We start from the raw sequence: 15,077 nt of genomic DNA, 5'->3' as shown, positions 1-15,077 counted from the left end.
ACAATACACCTGCAACAGCAAAGTCTGAGTGACTCTGACGGGGCATTTAATCTATGCGTTTGTATAGAAGCATCAACTTGGATGTGTTCATCTAAAAAATAACAGGTTGGAACTTGTTTTCTAAGTTTAAAAACTACAATGAATAATTGTCTATTTATAAGTCAAAATTTACCTGTTGAATTACAGTCTGAATTTATTCAAGTTTCAAAGTTAGGGCTATTGCTTGAATTTATCCAGACGTTGTTTAACGGGTCATTTAATTATATTGATCTTAAGCAATATCATTTATTCCTTTACCGAACGTTAGGTCAATTCAACCTCGGTAATTAGCAGTTATGATCAGCTAGTTAGATAAAAAATTGGATAAGATAACAAGTGCTTACGAATGTGTCTGATGTATTATTAAAATGAGTTTGAAAGGTAAGTTGTCTCTTAATAAATGACTGTTAACATTACAATAAGCAAATTATTAATTGTTATTTAAAAGATCACTTGTTCATTTTCCCACGCATAGAATTCTTCAGGGTTACGCCCACTAAGTGTATCTCCGACGATCGTTTATTAGGTAATAAGATATACCCTGACGAATTCATAATGCTTACAAATTAAGCGACTACACATAATCTCAATCTTTCGTGTTCTTTTCGCTCATTTTTGATGTTCCCAAATGTTGACATAGGTCAACATTTTGTGAAATGATGCGAGCGGGTCTATGCCTTAACAGGCATAGAAAAGGGAAGAAAAACTAACAATCACAAGAGAAAGATAGGCTTAGCGTTGTTGACGTTTTGCTAACATTGTTATCAAGCTATTACAATTGCACTGTCTACACTTTTTTAATTCACTTCAAATTGGTTGGGAACTATGTCCAAGGTAAGCAATAGAACAAAAATCGCTACTGCACTTGTTGGCGCACTGGCTTTAGCTAGTAGCAACCTGGTAGTTGCAAATCCTCTTGCCGATGTGCAAAAGGCTGACAGCAGAATTCATGCTGAAACTGCAGCGTCACAACAAAAAGTTGACAAATACTTTGACCAAGCTCAAGACATGTTGTTTGAGTATGGCAGTGTTGCTGATGAACGCGAATCACTAAAGTCTTACAATGACTACGTAGCTGGTTTAGTGGCGGATCAACAAAAAACACTGGATTCAATACAAACAGACATCAATGGCGTTGACAAGTTACGTCAAGGTGTTGTGCCGTTAATGTTTAAAATGGTTGATGCATTAGAGCAGTTTGTTCAATTAGATCTTCCTTTTAACAGTGAAGTACGTACTGAACGTGTTCAAAATTTAAAAAATATTCTAGACACAGCAGAAGTCACTTTAGCTGAAAAATATCGTCTTATCCTTGATGCATACAGCATTGAACGTGAATACGGTAACTTTGTATCAGTTCATACTGGTAAATTAAGCTTAGATGGTAAAGAAGTGCTAGTTGATTTCTTTAACCTAGGTCGCGTAGCGCTTTACGCTCAAAGTTTAGATCAAAAAATTGCGTGGATGTACGATGCTGAAGCTAAAACTTGGAACAAGTTAGAAGACAGCTATTTACGTGATATTACAAAGGGTATTCGCATTGCTCGTAAGCAAGGTGCTCTAGATCTATTCGCATTACCAATTCCTGCTGCGGAGACTGCTCAATAATGAAGAAGTTAATTACTACAGCTGTATTAGCTGCAAGTTTGTCTTTAACTGCTGGCATGGTTTCTGCTGCTGATGCACCAAAAACTATCGACCAATTATTGCAACAAGTTAAAGTTGAACGCGCTAATGAAGGCAAAAACAGCGCTAAACGTGAAAGAGAATTCCAAAACGAACGTGGTGACAAAGCGTCACTATTAAAACGTGAAAAAGATGCTTTAGCTTCTGAGAAGCAACGTGGTAAAGATCTTAACCAAGCGTTTTTAGATAACGAGCGTAAAATTGCTCAGTTAGAAGAAGATTTAAAAACAGCCCAAGGCGACTTAGGCGAAATGTTTGGTGTTGTTAAAGGTGAAGCTGGCGATTTCGCTGGTAAACTTGCAGCATCTAATATTTCTGCTCAATACCCAGGCCGTGATGCATTTATTGCAGAATTAGGCTCGCGTAAATCATTACCGAAAATTGAAGAACTAGAGCAATTCTGGGAAGCGCAATTATTTGAAATGGTTGAGTCTGGTAAAGTTGTTAAATTCACCGGTAATGTGACTGCAATCGACGGTAACGTTGTTAGCACTTCTATCTACCGTGTTGGTGCATTCAACTTAACAGCTGATGGTCAATATGTTGTTTATAAGCCTGAGTTAAGCTTAATTCAAGAGCTTTCACAACAACCTGAAGGTTATCAAGTTTCTGCAGTAGGCAACTGGGAAAATACCACTTCTGGTTTCTCTGAGTTCTATATTGATCCAGCCCGTGGTGTGTTACTAAATATCTTCACTAACAAAGCTAGCATTGAAGATCGTTTAGAAGCTGGTGGACCAATTGGTTATATTATTTTAGTACTACTAGCATTAGGTGGTTTAATCGCCCTAGAGCGTTTAGTCACATTAACAATTACTTCTGGTAAAGTTAAAAGCCAACGTAAAAATATCAATAACCCAGGTAAGAACCCACTTGGTCGTATCTTGAAAGTATATCAAGACAACAAAGATGTTGATGTTGAAACGTTAGAATTGAAACTTGATGAAGCTATTTTGAAAGAAACGCCTGCTTTAGAAGCACGTATTTCAATCATTAAGGTACTAGCAGCTATCGCGCCAATGATGGGTCTTTTAGGTACAGTAACCGGTATGATTGCAACTTTCCAATCAATCCAGTTATTCGGTACAGGCGATCCAAAGTTAATGGCTGGCGGTATTTCTATGGCACTTGTTACTACCGTACAAGGTCTGATTGCAGCGTTACCATTAATGTTATTACACGCAATTGTTGTTGCTCGTAGTAAATCAATCGTTCAAGTTCTTGAAGAACAAAGCGCTGGTATCATTGCAGAACATGCTGAGAAGAGGGCTGACTAATGATGCTATTCCTGATGGATATATGGGATTCCGTCAGGGGCTTCATGGCCTCCGGGGGAGATGTCCTCTGGTTGGTAGCAGCTGTGCTTTTCCTAATGTGGGTATTAATGCTTGAACGTTACTGGTATCTAAACTGGATATCACCAAAGCAACATCAAGCTGTTATATCTGCGTGGGAAGCAAGAGATGAAACACACTCTTGGCACGCACACCGTATCCGTGAAGCTTGGGTGTCCCAAGCTAAGCAAGATTTGAATGCACGTATGCTGTTAATCAAAACCCTAGTAGCAATCTGTCCAATGATTGGTTTACTTGGTACCGTAACCGGTATGATTTCAGTATTCGATGTGATGGCAGTTCAGGGGACGAGTAATGCTCGTCTAATGGCAGCTGGTATCTCAATGGCCACAATGCCAACAATGGCAGGAATGGTAGCAGCGCTATCGGGTGTATTTTTCAGCACTCGTTTAGACTCGAAAATGAGAATCAGATTAGAAATGCTAAAAGACAGCATGCCTCACCACTAAAGAGAGATTGAACATGGCACGTAAGAAGCATTCCAGTATAGACGAGGAAGCGCAAATTGATATGACTCCGATGCTTGACATCGTATTTATCATGTTGATCTTCTTCATTGTAACAACATCATTTGTTAAGCCATCTGGCTTAGACTATAACAAGCCTAAAGCGTCACAGGCTACGTCTAAACCTTCGGCAAACATCTTTATTGGCATCAGTAAATCTGGCGTCATTATGATGGAAAATCGTCAGGTTGATATTGAACGTGTAACCGCTAACGTAGAACGTATGTTAGCTGAAGCACCGGAAGCGGCTGTTCTGATTCAAGCAGATAAAGACACTACTCATGGTTTAGTAGTTAAAGTGCTTGATAACGTAAAAGCTGCTGGTATCGACAAAATTTCTGTATCAGCGGGGAATGACTAATATGCTAAGAGCACTCGTATCAATCATAATTGGTGCCGCAGTGACTTTTGGTCTGTTTGCCTTCATGGCATTCTTGGTCGGCGGCGGTGCACAGCGCAACGATGAGTCGACTGAGACCCCTGTTATTGAAATTACGATGGATAAGCAGGATTCGAAGGCACAGAAGAAACCAAGGGTAACTCCTAAGCCACCACCACCACCAGAGCAGCCACCTAAGCCGGATACTACTCCGCCAGATGCTGCAAACAATATTGACACTAATATGGCGTTCAATATGGGTGGAGTTGAAGCGGGTTCAGCATCAACAGGCTTTAAGCTTGGTAACATGATGACCCGTGATGGTGATGCTACACCGATTGTTCGTATCGAGCCTCAATATCCTATTGCTGCTGCTCGTGATGGTAAAGAGGGTTGGGTTCAACTTTCTTTTACAATCAATGAACTTGGTGGTGTAGATGACGTTACCGTTATCAAAGCAGAACCAAAACGCTTATTTGACCGCGAAGCAATTCGTGCTCTTAAGAAGTGGAAATACAAGCCTAAAATTGTTGATGGCAAAGCGCTTAAACAAACCGGTATGGCTGTACAACTTGATTTCACTTTAGAGAAAGGAGGTAGATAATGCGCAAAATTACGACTATTGCAACAGCACTGCTTCTTTCTGTTTGTGGAAGCGCAATGTTGAGCAGTGCCGCAATTGCAGCTGAAAAGTGTGAGATTGACAAGCGTCAATCTCGTGCAGTCGGCGACAGTGCTGCAAAGAAAGTACAAAAGTCTTTCGAAGCATATACTGAAGGCAATTTAGACGCAGCAATCTCTCTGCTATTAGAAGCTAATCCTAAAAACGATTTTGACAAAGCTTATGTCGATCGCATGTTAGGTAACTTTTATGCTGAGAAAGGTCAAATGCAAACGGCGATCAAGTACTTGAAGACTGCCGTTGAAGCTGACATTCTTGGTGGTACTGATCACGCTGCAACAATGCGTTTGTATGCTGATTTGCTACTACAAGAGAGAAAATTCAAGGAAGCTATTCCATATTATTACAAATGGATGGACTTTACCTGTAAGGCTGATTCTCAAATGTATCGCCGTGTAGGTATTGCACACACAGAGTTAAAAGAATGGAATAAAGTTCTTGAAGTTGCTGATAAAGGTTTAGCATTAGCAGAAGAGCCTGATAAAAACTTATATCAAATGAAATTGACCGCATACTTTAATCAGAAAAAGTATAAAGATGCAGTTAAAATTCTAGAAACTATGGTGCCTTTATTCCAAGACGATAAGCGTCTATGGGTTCAGTTAGCACAGTTTTATTTGATGACTGAAGATTATGATCGTTCTTTAGCAACTTATGACTTAGCTTATAAAGCTGGTTTCTTAGATACTGATGGAAACATCACTCGTTTAGCACAACTTTTAGCGCAAAAAGGTTCGCCTTATCAAGCTGCTAAAATTTATGAAAAACACTTGAAATCAGGGTTGATTCCAGAAAATCAGAAATCATTTAATGTTCTCGCTGGATTCTATCATAACGCTAAAGAGTTTAAGCAAGCCGCTAATTACTACGGTAAAGCTGCTGTCGCAGGTAATGATGGTGAATTATATTTAAAGCAAGGGCGTTTATTGTCCCTTGACCAAAATTATAAAGAAGCGATTGTTGCCCTTGAAAAAGCACTTGACTTGGGTATTGATAACCCAGGTGAAGCGCATTTCGAGCTAGCATTAGTGCATTTGACCTTGAAACAATATAAGTCAGCTTATAATCGTGCTGTTCAAGCATCGAAAGATAAAAAGACTGCTAGAAGTGCTAATAGTTACATTTCTTATATTAAAGAAAAAGCCCGTATTCATAACGTGGCCCTGTAGTTAATAGTCATTCCCTAGACATTAAAAAAGCCCCGCGAGGGGCTTTTTTATTATGTGTACTTTTTATGAATTACTGTAAGTGGGTCAAAGCTTGATGGCGCGAATGGTCTAGCGCTAATTCATTTGAAAGTGATTCTACTTTGACAAATAAGCCTTCAATATTTTTATCATTACTGGGCAGACATATTCCTCCTGCGAGTTTGTAATTAATACTGAAACTATGGTCTTTACCGTACTTGGTGAGAAATTGATTTATTTGCTCATCAATTCTTTGTAAAACCACTTTAGCGCCTTCCTCATCGACATTGAATAAGCCGAGGGCAAAATGATTTGTGTCTAATCTTGCGATGAGATCCGTTGCTCGTAAAAGTGCTTCTTGCACCTGATTAGTGAATAATTCCAGTAAATGAGGCTGTTTAACTGTTTCATGTATGTGTGGGCAAAGATACAATAACGCTAAGCTTTGTTTTTCTCGTTGATGGCGGTGCCATTCACGGTTAAACACTTCCATAAAGTATATTTGATTATAGACACCCGTTTCAGGATCTCTAAAGCTTGAATTGCGAAAAGAATAGGTCATTGAGGAACTCCATTGAATATTCTTACTTAATTATAGATATGTTTTTTGATTCATGTGTAAAAGGATTAATAAAAATGAAGAAAACCCTCCTAGCAGCCAGCATATCGTTATTGTTTGCGATCCAAGGTTGTAGCGATAATACGCCACAAGCATCTTTGGCTTCGACTGAAGCCGCAGCTCAATCAATTTCGCAATCAACTAAAGAGTCTGCTGAACAGGCTTACTTAACTATGGTTGATAGTTTTTTTAAAGAGCAATTAAAACTTGAGCCGATTTATGCAACTTTTGTTGGCGTGAATGAATACAATGATCAATTTGGTAAATCATTAACCGAGGAATATTTAAAGGCTCGCCATGATCTTAATGCCAAGTATTTTTCACAGGCTAAAGATATTGATGCGGATGCTTTACCTGCTGATTTGAAAATTAGCTACAGCATGTTTATTTATGATCGTGATATGGAATTGATGGCGGAAACTTATCCTGAGCATTTCTTGCCCATGAATCAGTTTTATAACACCGTTTTCACTATGGTTCAGTTAGGTGCAGGTGAAAGCGCACAACCTTTTAAAACGGTTGATGACTATCAAAACTGGCTTTCTCGTTTAGATGGGTTCGTTAATTGGCTACAGTTGGCCCAAGTGAGAATGGACGAGGGTATTAATAGCAAAGTGGTTCTACCTAAAGTATTGGTAGATAGAATGATCCCTCAACTAACTGCCCAGGTGGTCGCTAACCCTGAGGATAGTCTGTTTTATTCGCCCATAAAATTGATGCCTGATTCATTCACGGCCGAACAAAAGGCTGAACTGACACAGGAGTATAAATCTTTTATAAGCGTTAAATTAATTCCTGCACTGGCTACTCTGCGTGATTATGTTCAAGGTACTTATTTGGCTAACGCAAGGGCTTCTGACGGTTGGTGGGGATTACCTAATGGTAAAGTGTGGTATCAACATTTAGCGAATAGCCATACAACAACAAAAATGCCCGTTGATGAAATTCATCAGATTGGTTTATCTGAAGTGAAGCGTATTTTAGCTGAAATGGATAAGGTCAGAGAACAAGTTAAATTCGAAGGTGATTTAACGGCATTTTTTGCTTCTTTATCATCAGAGCCGCAATATTTCTTCACTGACAAGCAAGACTTGATTGATGGCTACATGGAATTAAAAGATACCATTAACCAAGTACTACCTAAATATTTTAATGTTATGCCTAAAGCTGATTATGTGGTGAAACCAGTAGAAAGTTTTCGTGAGCAATCTGCAGCAGGTGCATCATATGAATCACCCGCTGTTGACGGTTCTCGTCCCGGTGTTTTTTATATCAATACGTTTAACTTAAAAGCTCAGCCTAAATGGGGTATGACCACGTTATCGTTACACGAAGCAGCTCCTGGTCACCATTTTCAAATAGCGATTAAACAAGAGTTATCAGAGGTGCCTGAATTTCAACGTTTCCAAGGTTATACCGCTTTTGAAGAGGGTTGGGCACTCTATGCTGAGTATTTAGGTATTGAGATGGGCTTGTTCACTGACCCGTATCAGTATTTTGGCAAGCTGTCTGATGAAATGCTGCGCGCTATGCGCTTAGTTGTTGATACCGGTCTTCACGCCAAAGGCTGGAGCCGCGAGCAAGCTATTCAATACATGAAAGATAATTCGCCAATGGCGGAGTCTGATATTGTTGCAGAGGTTGAGCGTTACATGGCCATTCCTGGCCAAGCCTTATCTTATAAGGTAGGCCAGTTAACAATACTAAAACTACGCGCAGATGCTGAAAAGCAATTGGGTGATAAATTTGATATTAAAGGTTTCCATGATCAAATTCTCACTACAGGTTCATTACCTATGGCGGTAATGGAAAGAAAAGTGTCTGATTGGATTGATGCTGAATTAGCAAAACATTAATTTTCATGCGTGTGTCACACGTCTTATTTATGCTAAGGTGTGCGGCACATTTATTTCAAGCTAGGTAGGAGTTAGAATGGTACAAGCAACGGCAAGACATTTGTTAGTCAGTACTGAAGAGCAATGTAACGAATTAAAGCAACAAATTGAAAATGGAGCTGAATTTGGTGAAATAGCAAAATCTTACTCTTCATGCCCTTCAGGTTCTCAAGGCGGTGACTTAGGTTCTTTTGGTCCAGGCATGATGGTAAAAGAGTTTGATGAAGTCGTATTTAATGCGCCATTAAACCAAGTTCAAGGTCCAGTGAAAACTCAGTTTGGATATCATTTATTAGAAGTGACTAGCCGAGGTTAGTCTCTTTGTTAATAATGATGTTAAAGGCGACTAAGTGTCGCCTTTTTTGTCGGAATTTTTGTTGTTATTGTCGGTGAGAGTAATATGGATATAGCACTGTATAGCGATAGATTAGTGATTAGAAGTTTGCAATATCAAGACTGGGATAATTTTTTATCTATCAATCAAGATCCTCAAGTTAACCAGTATATTCGTGAACCTGCGACTGAAGTCGTGCTACTGGCAAAGTTTGAGTCAAGATTGTTGCCTTGGTCTATCGAAAGTGGTGACTGGCTCACGTTACTGATTGAAACCATTGATGGCGAGTTTGTTGGCTTAACCGGCTTTTATTGTCAGGACTTTTATTCAAAGCGTGTTGAGGTGGGTTACTTATTGTCTTCAAGCATGCAGGGTATGGGCTATGGAACAGAAAGCCTGCAAACTTTAGTTGACTGGGGCCGCTTGCAATTTGATATTCATAAGTATGTTGCTGTTTGTGCGCAAACGAATTTACCTTCAATTAAAGTATTACAAAAAGTAGGTTTTAGTTTAGAGGGCACTTTTTTGCAGCACACTTACTTAGCGGGGAAGTGGATAGATGATTACCAATTCGGCTTAGTATTAGCTCCACGATGAAGATGTTTCAAAATTCATAAAAAAACCCTTTTTTTACTAAGAGGTTTGTCACATAATACTAAATACAATTGAAAACAATTCTCGTTAACACTAAAAACTTTGATCTAGATAAAGTTTTAACTGCCTAACCTTCGCTAGAATTGTCTGGTCATCAATGATGTAAAAGGCGTACCTTAATGAAACTTAGCGAGCTAAGTCCCGGCGACAAGGCAATGATTTGTCAAATCGGCCATCTTTCTCTTCCGCAAACCGTAAAGCGTAAATTACTCTCAATGGGGATTACGCCTAATACTCATTTTAGTTTAGTACGTCGAGCGCCAATGGGTTCCGGTGTAGAACTTAATCTTCGAGGTAGCCACATTTGTATGCGTAAAGATTTAGCTGAAGTTATTGAGGTGGTTAAATCATGACTAAACAATTCCATTGCGTCACTGTAGGTAACCCTAACGCAGGTAAGTCTACGCTTTTTAACGCCCTAACCGGCTCAAATCAACAGGTGGGTAATTGGTCTGGTGTCACGGTTGAAAAGAAAACTGGCCAGTTTAGTCTTGCCGATACCGAGGTTTTTTTAACAGATTTACCCGGTATCTATGATTTATTACCCGCAGGTAACAGCTGTGACTGCTCGCTAGATGAGCAAATTGCTCAACAGTATTTAGCTGATCAAAAAGTTGACGCAATTATTAATCTGGTTGATGCCACTAACATTGAACGCCATTTGTACTTAACGGTACAGTTACGTGAACTTGGCATCCCTATGGTCGTTGTACTTAACAAAACTGATGCGGCTAAAAAACTTAAAATCGACATAGATATTGAACAAATGTCTGCAGCACTAGGCTGTCCAGTTATAGGTGTATGTTCTCGAGATTTGAACGATGTTGAACGCGTTAAGTCCGCTATATTATCGATTGTTGATAAAGAAATAGCAGAAAAACCACTTGAGCTTAATTATCACGCTTCAATTGAGCAAAGTGTTATTACATTGCAACAACAAAGTAATTTACATCATTTGCCTCAATTAAGCCGAGGCCGTGCTTTAGCCATGTTAGGTAATGGCAATGGTTGCGGTAGCTGTGACAGCAGTCAACTTAAAGAAATTGTTAGCGCTTGTACCAAAACCGCAGAACAAAGCGGTGAAGATATAGAAGTGATGGTAGCTACAACACGATACGATTTCGTTGAAAAAATCTTTAACGCTTCTGTAAATGTCGGCGAACATCTTAGTATGACAGATAGGTTAGACCGTTTTGTGCTGCACCCATTTTTAGGCATTCCGGTATTCTTGTTCGTCATGTATTTGATGTTTATGTTCAGTATCAATGTTGGCAGCTCTTTTATTGATTTTTTTGACATGACAGCCGGTGCCATTTTTGTCGATCATTTTGGTGCTATGTTAAGTTCAATAGGCTCTCCAGATTGGCTAGTGACAATTCTCGCCGGTGGTGTTGGTCAAGGAGTTCAAACCGTTGCGACTTTTATTCCGGTTATTGCAGCGCTATTTTTAGTCTTGTCTGTACTTGAGGCATCGGGCTATATGGCAAGAGCAGCATTTGTTGTTGACGGTTTAATGCGTCGAATTGGTTTGCCCGGAAAAGCCTTTGTGCCAATGATAGTTGGTTTTGGTTGTTCTGTTCCTGCCATTATGGCGACACGTACGTTAGGCAGCGAGCGTGAGCGTATCGTAACCGGTATGATGGCTCCTTTTATGTCTTGCGGTGCCCGCTTACCCGTTTACGCATTATTTGCAGCAGCTTTTTTCCCTGACTCGGGGCAAAATTTAGTCTTCATGCTGTATATTATTGGTATCTTTGCCGCTGTTGGTACAGGGCTGCTATTACGTCATACTGTTCTACCTGGAACTAGTAGTGCGGTAGTGATGGAATTACCAAGCTATGAAATGCCAAGAGTCAAAGCGGTACTATCTCGTACGGCCAAACGCACTAAAAGCTTTATTCTTGGTGCGGGTAAAACGATTGTAATCGTAGTGACGCTACTTAACTTTATTAATGCAATTGGTATTGATGGTAGTTTTGGTCATGAGGATAGCCAGGAGTCACTACTCAGTGTAGCCAGTCAACAAGTGACGCCTTTATTTTCTCCTATGGGTATTGAACAAGATAATTGGCCAGCAACTGTAGGTATCATTACTGGGATATTTGCTAAAGAAGCCGTGGTTGGCACCTTGAATAGTTTATATAGCACACCTAGCGCTGGTGATGAAGAGTTGGCATCGTTAGCTGATACATTCCATGCTGCATGGTTAACAATACCTGAGAACTTACTTGGTATCGCCCCTGATGATCCATTATCGATTGATGTTGGGAGTGTTGATAATATTGACACCGCAGCAGAAGAGTTAGCGGTTGATAAATCAACATTCAGCGCCTTACAATCTGGCTTTAGTGGACAAATTGCTGCTTTTTCATATCTATTATTTATTTTACTTTACACGCCATGTGTTGCGGCTATGGGCGCGTTAGTTAATGAGTTTGGTATTAAATGGGCGCGGTTTGCCGCATTATGGACATTTGCTTTAGCTTATGGAACCGCCACTATTGTTTATCAAGGTGCCACATTCAGTGAACACCCTGTGCAATCAATGGCATGGATAAGTTTCTTTATGTTTGCATTGGTCATCTTCTATGTTTGGTTAAAGAAGAAAGGCCTCAAAGCTCAACAGATTATTCCCGGGATAAAAATTATTACTGGTTAAGCTAATTAATAGATGAATATTGAACAATAAACCCAGCTTTAGCTGGGTTTATTGTTTTTTTTACGCTTTTTGTAGTGCAATAGTTGTAACTGCTACAGTTCTGTAGGATCATCTTATTTTTAACAATATTGCCATGTGTGCCGAGAGGATTTTCATGAGTCAAGTGGACACCGAAGTACGTCCAAGTAACTTCATTCGTAATATCATTGACGAAGACCTAAAAAGTGGTAAGCACAATCAGGTGCACACTCGTTTTCCACCAGAGCCGAACGGCTTTTTACATATTGGTCATGCCAAGTCTATTTGCTTAAACTTTGGTATAGCTAAAGATTATCAAGGCCAGTGTAACTTACGTTTTGATGATACCAACCCTGAGAAAGAAGATATTAACTATGTTAAATCTATTCAGGAAGACGTGCGCTGGTTGGGATTTGAATGGTCTGGCGATATTCGTTATTCATCGAACTATTTTGACCAATTGCATCAATATGCGATTGAGTTAATCACAAAAGGGTTAGCTTACGTTTGTTTCTTAAACGGCGAGCAAACCCGTGAATATCGTGGCACCTTAAAAGAACCAGGTAAAAACAGCCCTCATCGTGATTCATCGGTTGAAGAAAACCTCGCATTATTTGAAAAAATGCGTAATGGTGAATTCAAAGAAGGTGAGTGTGCTCTGCGAGCTAAAATTGATATGGCTTCGCCATTTATGTGTATGCGCGATCCTATCATTTATCGTATTCGATTTGCACATCATCACCAAACAGGTGATAAATGGTGCATATATCCAATGTATGATTTTACCCATTGTATTTCTGATGCGCTCGAGAATATTACTCATTCAGTCTGTACATTAGAGTTTCAAGATAACCGTCGTTTATATGACTGGGTATTAGATCATTTAGATGATTTTCAAGCGCCAAATCGAACTCGTCAATATGAGTTTTCGCGCTTAAATCTTGAATATACCTTAATGTCTAAGCGAAAATTGAATGACTTAGTCACTCGTAAGCTTGTTGACGGTTGGGACGACCCGCGTATGCCTACTATTGCAGGTTTGCGCCGCAGAGGTTATACACCTGGTTCAATTCGTGAGTTTTGTCAGCGTATCGGTGTGACCAAACAAGATAACTTAATTGAAGTGGGTATGTTAGATGCTTGTATTCGTGAAGAGTTAAACGAACATGCACCGCGCGCCATGGCAGTACTTCGCCCAATTAAAGTTGTTATTGAAAATTATCCACATGCTGAGCCTGAAAGTATTCAAGCTGCGGCGCATCCTTCTAATGAAGCGATGGGCACCCGAGAGTTATTTTTTGGTCGAGATTTATTTATCGATGCTGAAGATTTTAAAGAAGAAGCTAATAAGCACTTTAAACGTTTAGTGTTAGGTAAAGAAGTGCGTTTACGTAATGCCTATGTGATTAAAGCAGAGCGCTGTGACAAAGATGCAGATGGCAACGTGACCACTGTTTACTGCACTTACGACGATGAAACTTTAGGTAAAAACCCTGCTGATGGTCGCAAAGTAAAAGGCGTGATCCATTGGGTTGAAGCATCTTCTGCAAAACCTGCTGAGTTTCGTTTGTATGAACGTTTATTTACTGAAGCTAATCCAGCAACATTTGATACCGTGGATGAGGTGATTAATCCTAATTCATTGGTAGTATTAAATGGATTGGTCGAGCCGAGCCTGGTAAGTGCACCAGCTGAAAAAGCATATCAATTTGAGCGCGAAGGTTACTACTGTGCTGATAATAAAGACTCAAGAGCCGATCGCTTAGTATTTAACTTAACAGTACCGTTAAGAGATTCTTTCGCTTAACTTGTATTATTTTATAAAAGGCGCTATATGCGCCTTTTTTATTATTTTTCAACTATGTAGAAAAGCTGATGAAAATAATTGCTGATGAAAACATGCCTTTTGTTGAGGCATTATTTGCAGAACTTGGCCAAATAGAGTTCGTCAATGGTAGAACCCTAACTGCTGAGCAAGTCAACGATGCTGATGTGTTATTAGTGCGCTCTGTTACCAAGGTTAACCAAGCTTTGTTGCAGCATGCCCATAAATTGAAATTTGTTGGTAGCGCCACCATTGGCACTGATCACATTGATATCGAGTATTTACATCAGCGTGGCATTATGTTTTCAAACGCCCCAGGCTGTAACGCCACTGCGGTGGGTGAATTCGTTTTTATTGCACTTTTAGAGCTAGCTAAAAGGTTACAAACCTCATTAAAAGGTAAAGTGGTAGGGATTGTTGGCGCCGGTAATACCGGCACCGCTGCCGCCAAGTGTTTGCAAGCCTATGGCTTGCAAGTTTTGTTATGCGATCCGCTTAAGCAAGCAGAAGGCGATAGCCGTCATTTTATCTCCCTTGATGAGTTGCTTGAACGTGCAGATATTGTGTCTTTACATGTACCCATTACTAAAGTCGGCCCGCATAAAACCTGGTATTTATTTGATGAGCAAAAGCTCAAGTCATTAAAACCAAACATGTGGTTAATAAATTGCTGTCGTGGCGAGGTGATTGATAATCGGGCATTAATAAAGATTAAACAAACGCGAACAGATTTAAAAGTGATTCTCGATGTATGGGAAGGTGAGCCCAATCCAATGGCTGAACTGGTTCCTTTAGTTGAATTTGCTACCCCCCATGTCGCTGGATATAGCTTAGAAGGTAAGGCTAGGGGCACTTTTATATTATATCAACAGCTCTGCCAACACTTGAATATTGCCGTTAATCAATCATTGAATTACTTATTACCAGAATTTGAGTTTAGTCAGTTATTGAATATCACCAACTTAGATGAAACCAGCTTACTTAAAATGTGCCGTTTAGTATTTGATTTACGCGATGATGATGCGCTATTTAGAGAGCATTTTGATAGTGCTGCTGGATTTGACTTGCTGCGTAAGCAACATACCCACAGACGAGAGTTCAGTGCTTTAGCGGTTAAATATCCTGTGAGTGATGCAAATAGTGCAAGTATAGATTGCAGAAATACCTTGTCATCACTGGGTTTTTCTCAATAAAAGTCTCGTTTTTTTAGCCATTCGTTACCTGTTTTGTCATAAGGTT

Annotated in this window: 14 protein-coding genes; 13 read left to right on the top strand and 1 reads right to left on the bottom strand. The window is 39.7% G+C overall.

Translation table 11 applies throughout. The annotated features are described in order from the left end of the window. Nucleotides 1–864 precede the first annotated feature (864 nt). The 6 genes from ACRWQN_RS14325 to ACRWQN_RS14300 are packed head-to-tail and all read left to right on the top strand — an operon-like array spanning nt 865 to nt 5,816. Entirely contained in the window at nt 865–1,647 is a 783-nt protein-coding gene (locus ACRWQN_RS14325; RefSeq protein WP_434926666.1) for a DUF3450 domain-containing protein, read from the top strand. Next, nucleotides 1,647–3,002, top strand: coding sequence for a MotA/TolQ/ExbB proton channel family protein (locus ACRWQN_RS14320; RefSeq protein WP_434926665.1), 1,356 nt, complete (start codon nt 1,647–1,649; stop codon nt 3,000–3,002). The genes ACRWQN_RS14325 and ACRWQN_RS14320 overlap by 1 nt, the downstream gene beginning before the upstream one ends. After that, the gene (locus ACRWQN_RS14315) at nt 3,002–3,529 is read left to right on the top strand and encodes a MotA/TolQ/ExbB proton channel family protein (protein ID WP_226414447.1); all 528 of its coding nucleotides are present in this window, start codon (nt 3,002–3,004) and stop codon (nt 3,527–3,529) included. Before ACRWQN_RS14320 ends, ACRWQN_RS14315 begins: the two co-directional genes overlap by 1 nt. Nucleotides 3,530–3,542: 13 nt before the next feature. Further along, complete coding sequence (locus ACRWQN_RS14310) at nt 3,543–3,947, top strand: ExbD/TolR family protein (protein ID WP_226414450.1); 405 nt, start codon at nt 3,543–3,545, stop codon at nt 3,945–3,947. Between the two features lies 1 nt (nt 3,948). Next, on the top strand, nt 3,949–4,569 hold the full coding sequence (locus ACRWQN_RS14305) for an energy transducer TonB (RefSeq protein ID WP_434926664.1): 621 nt from the start codon (nt 3,949–3,951) through the stop codon (nt 4,567–4,569). Next, a complete protein-coding gene (locus ACRWQN_RS14300) occupies nt 4,569–5,816 on the top strand; it encodes a tetratricopeptide repeat protein (RefSeq protein ID WP_434938470.1) in 1,248 nt (415 codons plus the stop codon). Before ACRWQN_RS14305 ends, ACRWQN_RS14300 begins: the two co-directional genes overlap by 1 nt. 70 nt (nt 5,817–5,886) lie before the next feature. On the opposite strand, the gene ACRWQN_RS14295 is transcribed toward ACRWQN_RS14300, so the two are convergent. Then, entirely contained in the window at nt 5,887–6,396 is a 510-nt protein-coding gene (locus tag ACRWQN_RS14295) for a diguanylate cyclase domain-containing protein (RefSeq protein ID WP_434938468.1), read from the bottom strand. Nucleotides 6,397–6,470: 74 nt separating this feature from the next. Here ACRWQN_RS14295 and ACRWQN_RS14290 point away from each other — a divergent pair, with 74 nt between their 5' ends. The 7 genes from ACRWQN_RS14290 (at nt 6,471) to ACRWQN_RS14260 (ending at nt 15,031) form a co-directional block, all read left to right on the top strand. Beyond that, nucleotides 6,471–8,309, top strand: coding sequence for a DUF885 domain-containing protein (locus ACRWQN_RS14290; RefSeq protein ID WP_434938466.1), 1,839 nt, complete (start codon nt 6,471–6,473; stop codon nt 8,307–8,309). 76 nt (nt 8,310–8,385) lie between these two features. Continuing rightward, complete coding sequence (locus ACRWQN_RS14285) at nt 8,386–8,664, top strand: peptidylprolyl isomerase (RefSeq protein WP_434938465.1); 279 nt, start codon at nt 8,386–8,388, stop codon at nt 8,662–8,664. A gap of 84 nt (nt 8,665–8,748) precedes the next feature. Next, nucleotides 8,749–9,279, top strand: a complete 531-nt coding sequence (locus tag ACRWQN_RS14280) for a GNAT family N-acetyltransferase (protein ID WP_434931518.1) — start codon at nt 8,749–8,751, stop codon at nt 9,277–9,279. Nucleotides 9,280–9,455: 176 nt separating this feature from the next. Next, complete coding sequence (locus ACRWQN_RS14275) at nt 9,456–9,689, top strand: FeoA family protein (RefSeq protein ID WP_226414467.1); 234 nt, start codon at nt 9,456–9,458, stop codon at nt 9,687–9,689. Further along, a complete protein-coding gene (feoB, locus tag ACRWQN_RS14270; RefSeq protein WP_434938463.1) occupies nt 9,686–11,995 on the top strand; it encodes a Fe(2+) transporter permease subunit FeoB in 2,310 nt (769 codons plus the stop codon). The genes ACRWQN_RS14275 and feoB overlap by 4 nt, the downstream gene beginning before the upstream one ends. A gap of 154 nt (nt 11,996–12,149) precedes the next feature. Then, nucleotides 12,150–13,820 carry a glutamine--tRNA ligase gene (gene glnS, locus ACRWQN_RS14265; RefSeq protein WP_434938461.1) on the top strand — a complete coding sequence of 557 codons (1,671 nt, stop codon included), beginning with the start codon at nt 12,150–12,152 and terminating at the stop codon, nt 13,818–13,820. 68 nt (nt 13,821–13,888) lie between these two features. Further along, entirely contained in the window at nt 13,889–15,031 is a 1,143-nt protein-coding gene (locus ACRWQN_RS14260; RefSeq protein WP_434938459.1) for a 4-phosphoerythronate dehydrogenase, read from the top strand. Nucleotides 15,032–15,077: the final 46 nt, after the last annotated feature.

The organism is Shewanella sp. HL-SH8 (genome assembly GCF_051165765.1).
Taxonomy (GTDB): Bacteria; Pseudomonadota; Gammaproteobacteria; order Enterobacterales; family Shewanellaceae; genus Shewanella; species Shewanella glacialimarina.
The sequence above is the reverse complement of the archived record's forward strand: the minus strand, read 5'-3'. Positions and strand labels throughout refer to the sequence as shown.

What these genes read in the sequence shown, in the direction of transcription:
- ACRWQN_RS14325 (WP_434926666.1), top strand. Translation starts at nt 865, where the DNA reads ATGTCCAAGGTAAGCAATAGAACAAAAATCGCTACTGCACTTGTTGGC.
- ACRWQN_RS14320 (WP_434926665.1), top strand. Translation starts at nt 1,647, where the DNA reads ATGAAGAAGTTAATTACTACAGCTGTATTAGCTGCAAGTTTGTCTTTA.
- ACRWQN_RS14315 (WP_226414447.1), top strand. Translation starts at nt 3,002, where the DNA reads ATGATGCTATTCCTGATGGATATATGGGATTCCGTCAGGGGCTTCATG.
- ACRWQN_RS14310 (WP_226414450.1), top strand. Translation starts at nt 3,543, where the DNA reads ATGGCACGTAAGAAGCATTCCAGTATAGACGAGGAAGCGCAAATTGAT.
- ACRWQN_RS14305 (WP_434926664.1), top strand. Translation starts at nt 3,949, where the DNA reads ATGCTAAGAGCACTCGTATCAATCATAATTGGTGCCGCAGTGACTTTT.
- ACRWQN_RS14300 (WP_434938470.1), top strand. Translation starts at nt 4,569, where the DNA reads ATGCGCAAAATTACGACTATTGCAACAGCACTGCTTCTTTCTGTTTGT.
- ACRWQN_RS14295 (WP_434938468.1), bottom strand. Translation starts at nt 6,396, where the DNA reads ATGACCTATTCTTTTCGCAATTCAAGCTTTAGAGATCCTGAAACGGGT.
- ACRWQN_RS14290 (WP_434938466.1), top strand. Translation starts at nt 6,471, where the DNA reads ATGAAGAAAACCCTCCTAGCAGCCAGCATATCGTTATTGTTTGCGATC.
- ACRWQN_RS14285 (WP_434938465.1), top strand. Translation starts at nt 8,386, where the DNA reads ATGGTACAAGCAACGGCAAGACATTTGTTAGTCAGTACTGAAGAGCAA.
- ACRWQN_RS14280 (WP_434931518.1), top strand. Translation starts at nt 8,749, where the DNA reads ATGGATATAGCACTGTATAGCGATAGATTAGTGATTAGAAGTTTGCAA.
- ACRWQN_RS14275 (WP_226414467.1), top strand. Translation starts at nt 9,456, where the DNA reads ATGAAACTTAGCGAGCTAAGTCCCGGCGACAAGGCAATGATTTGTCAA.
- feoB (WP_434938463.1), top strand. Translation starts at nt 9,686, where the DNA reads ATGACTAAACAATTCCATTGCGTCACTGTAGGTAACCCTAACGCAGGT.
- glnS (WP_434938461.1), top strand. Translation starts at nt 12,150, where the DNA reads ATGAGTCAAGTGGACACCGAAGTACGTCCAAGTAACTTCATTCGTAAT.
- ACRWQN_RS14260 (WP_434938459.1), top strand. Translation starts at nt 13,889, where the DNA reads ATGAAAATAATTGCTGATGAAAACATGCCTTTTGTTGAGGCATTATTT.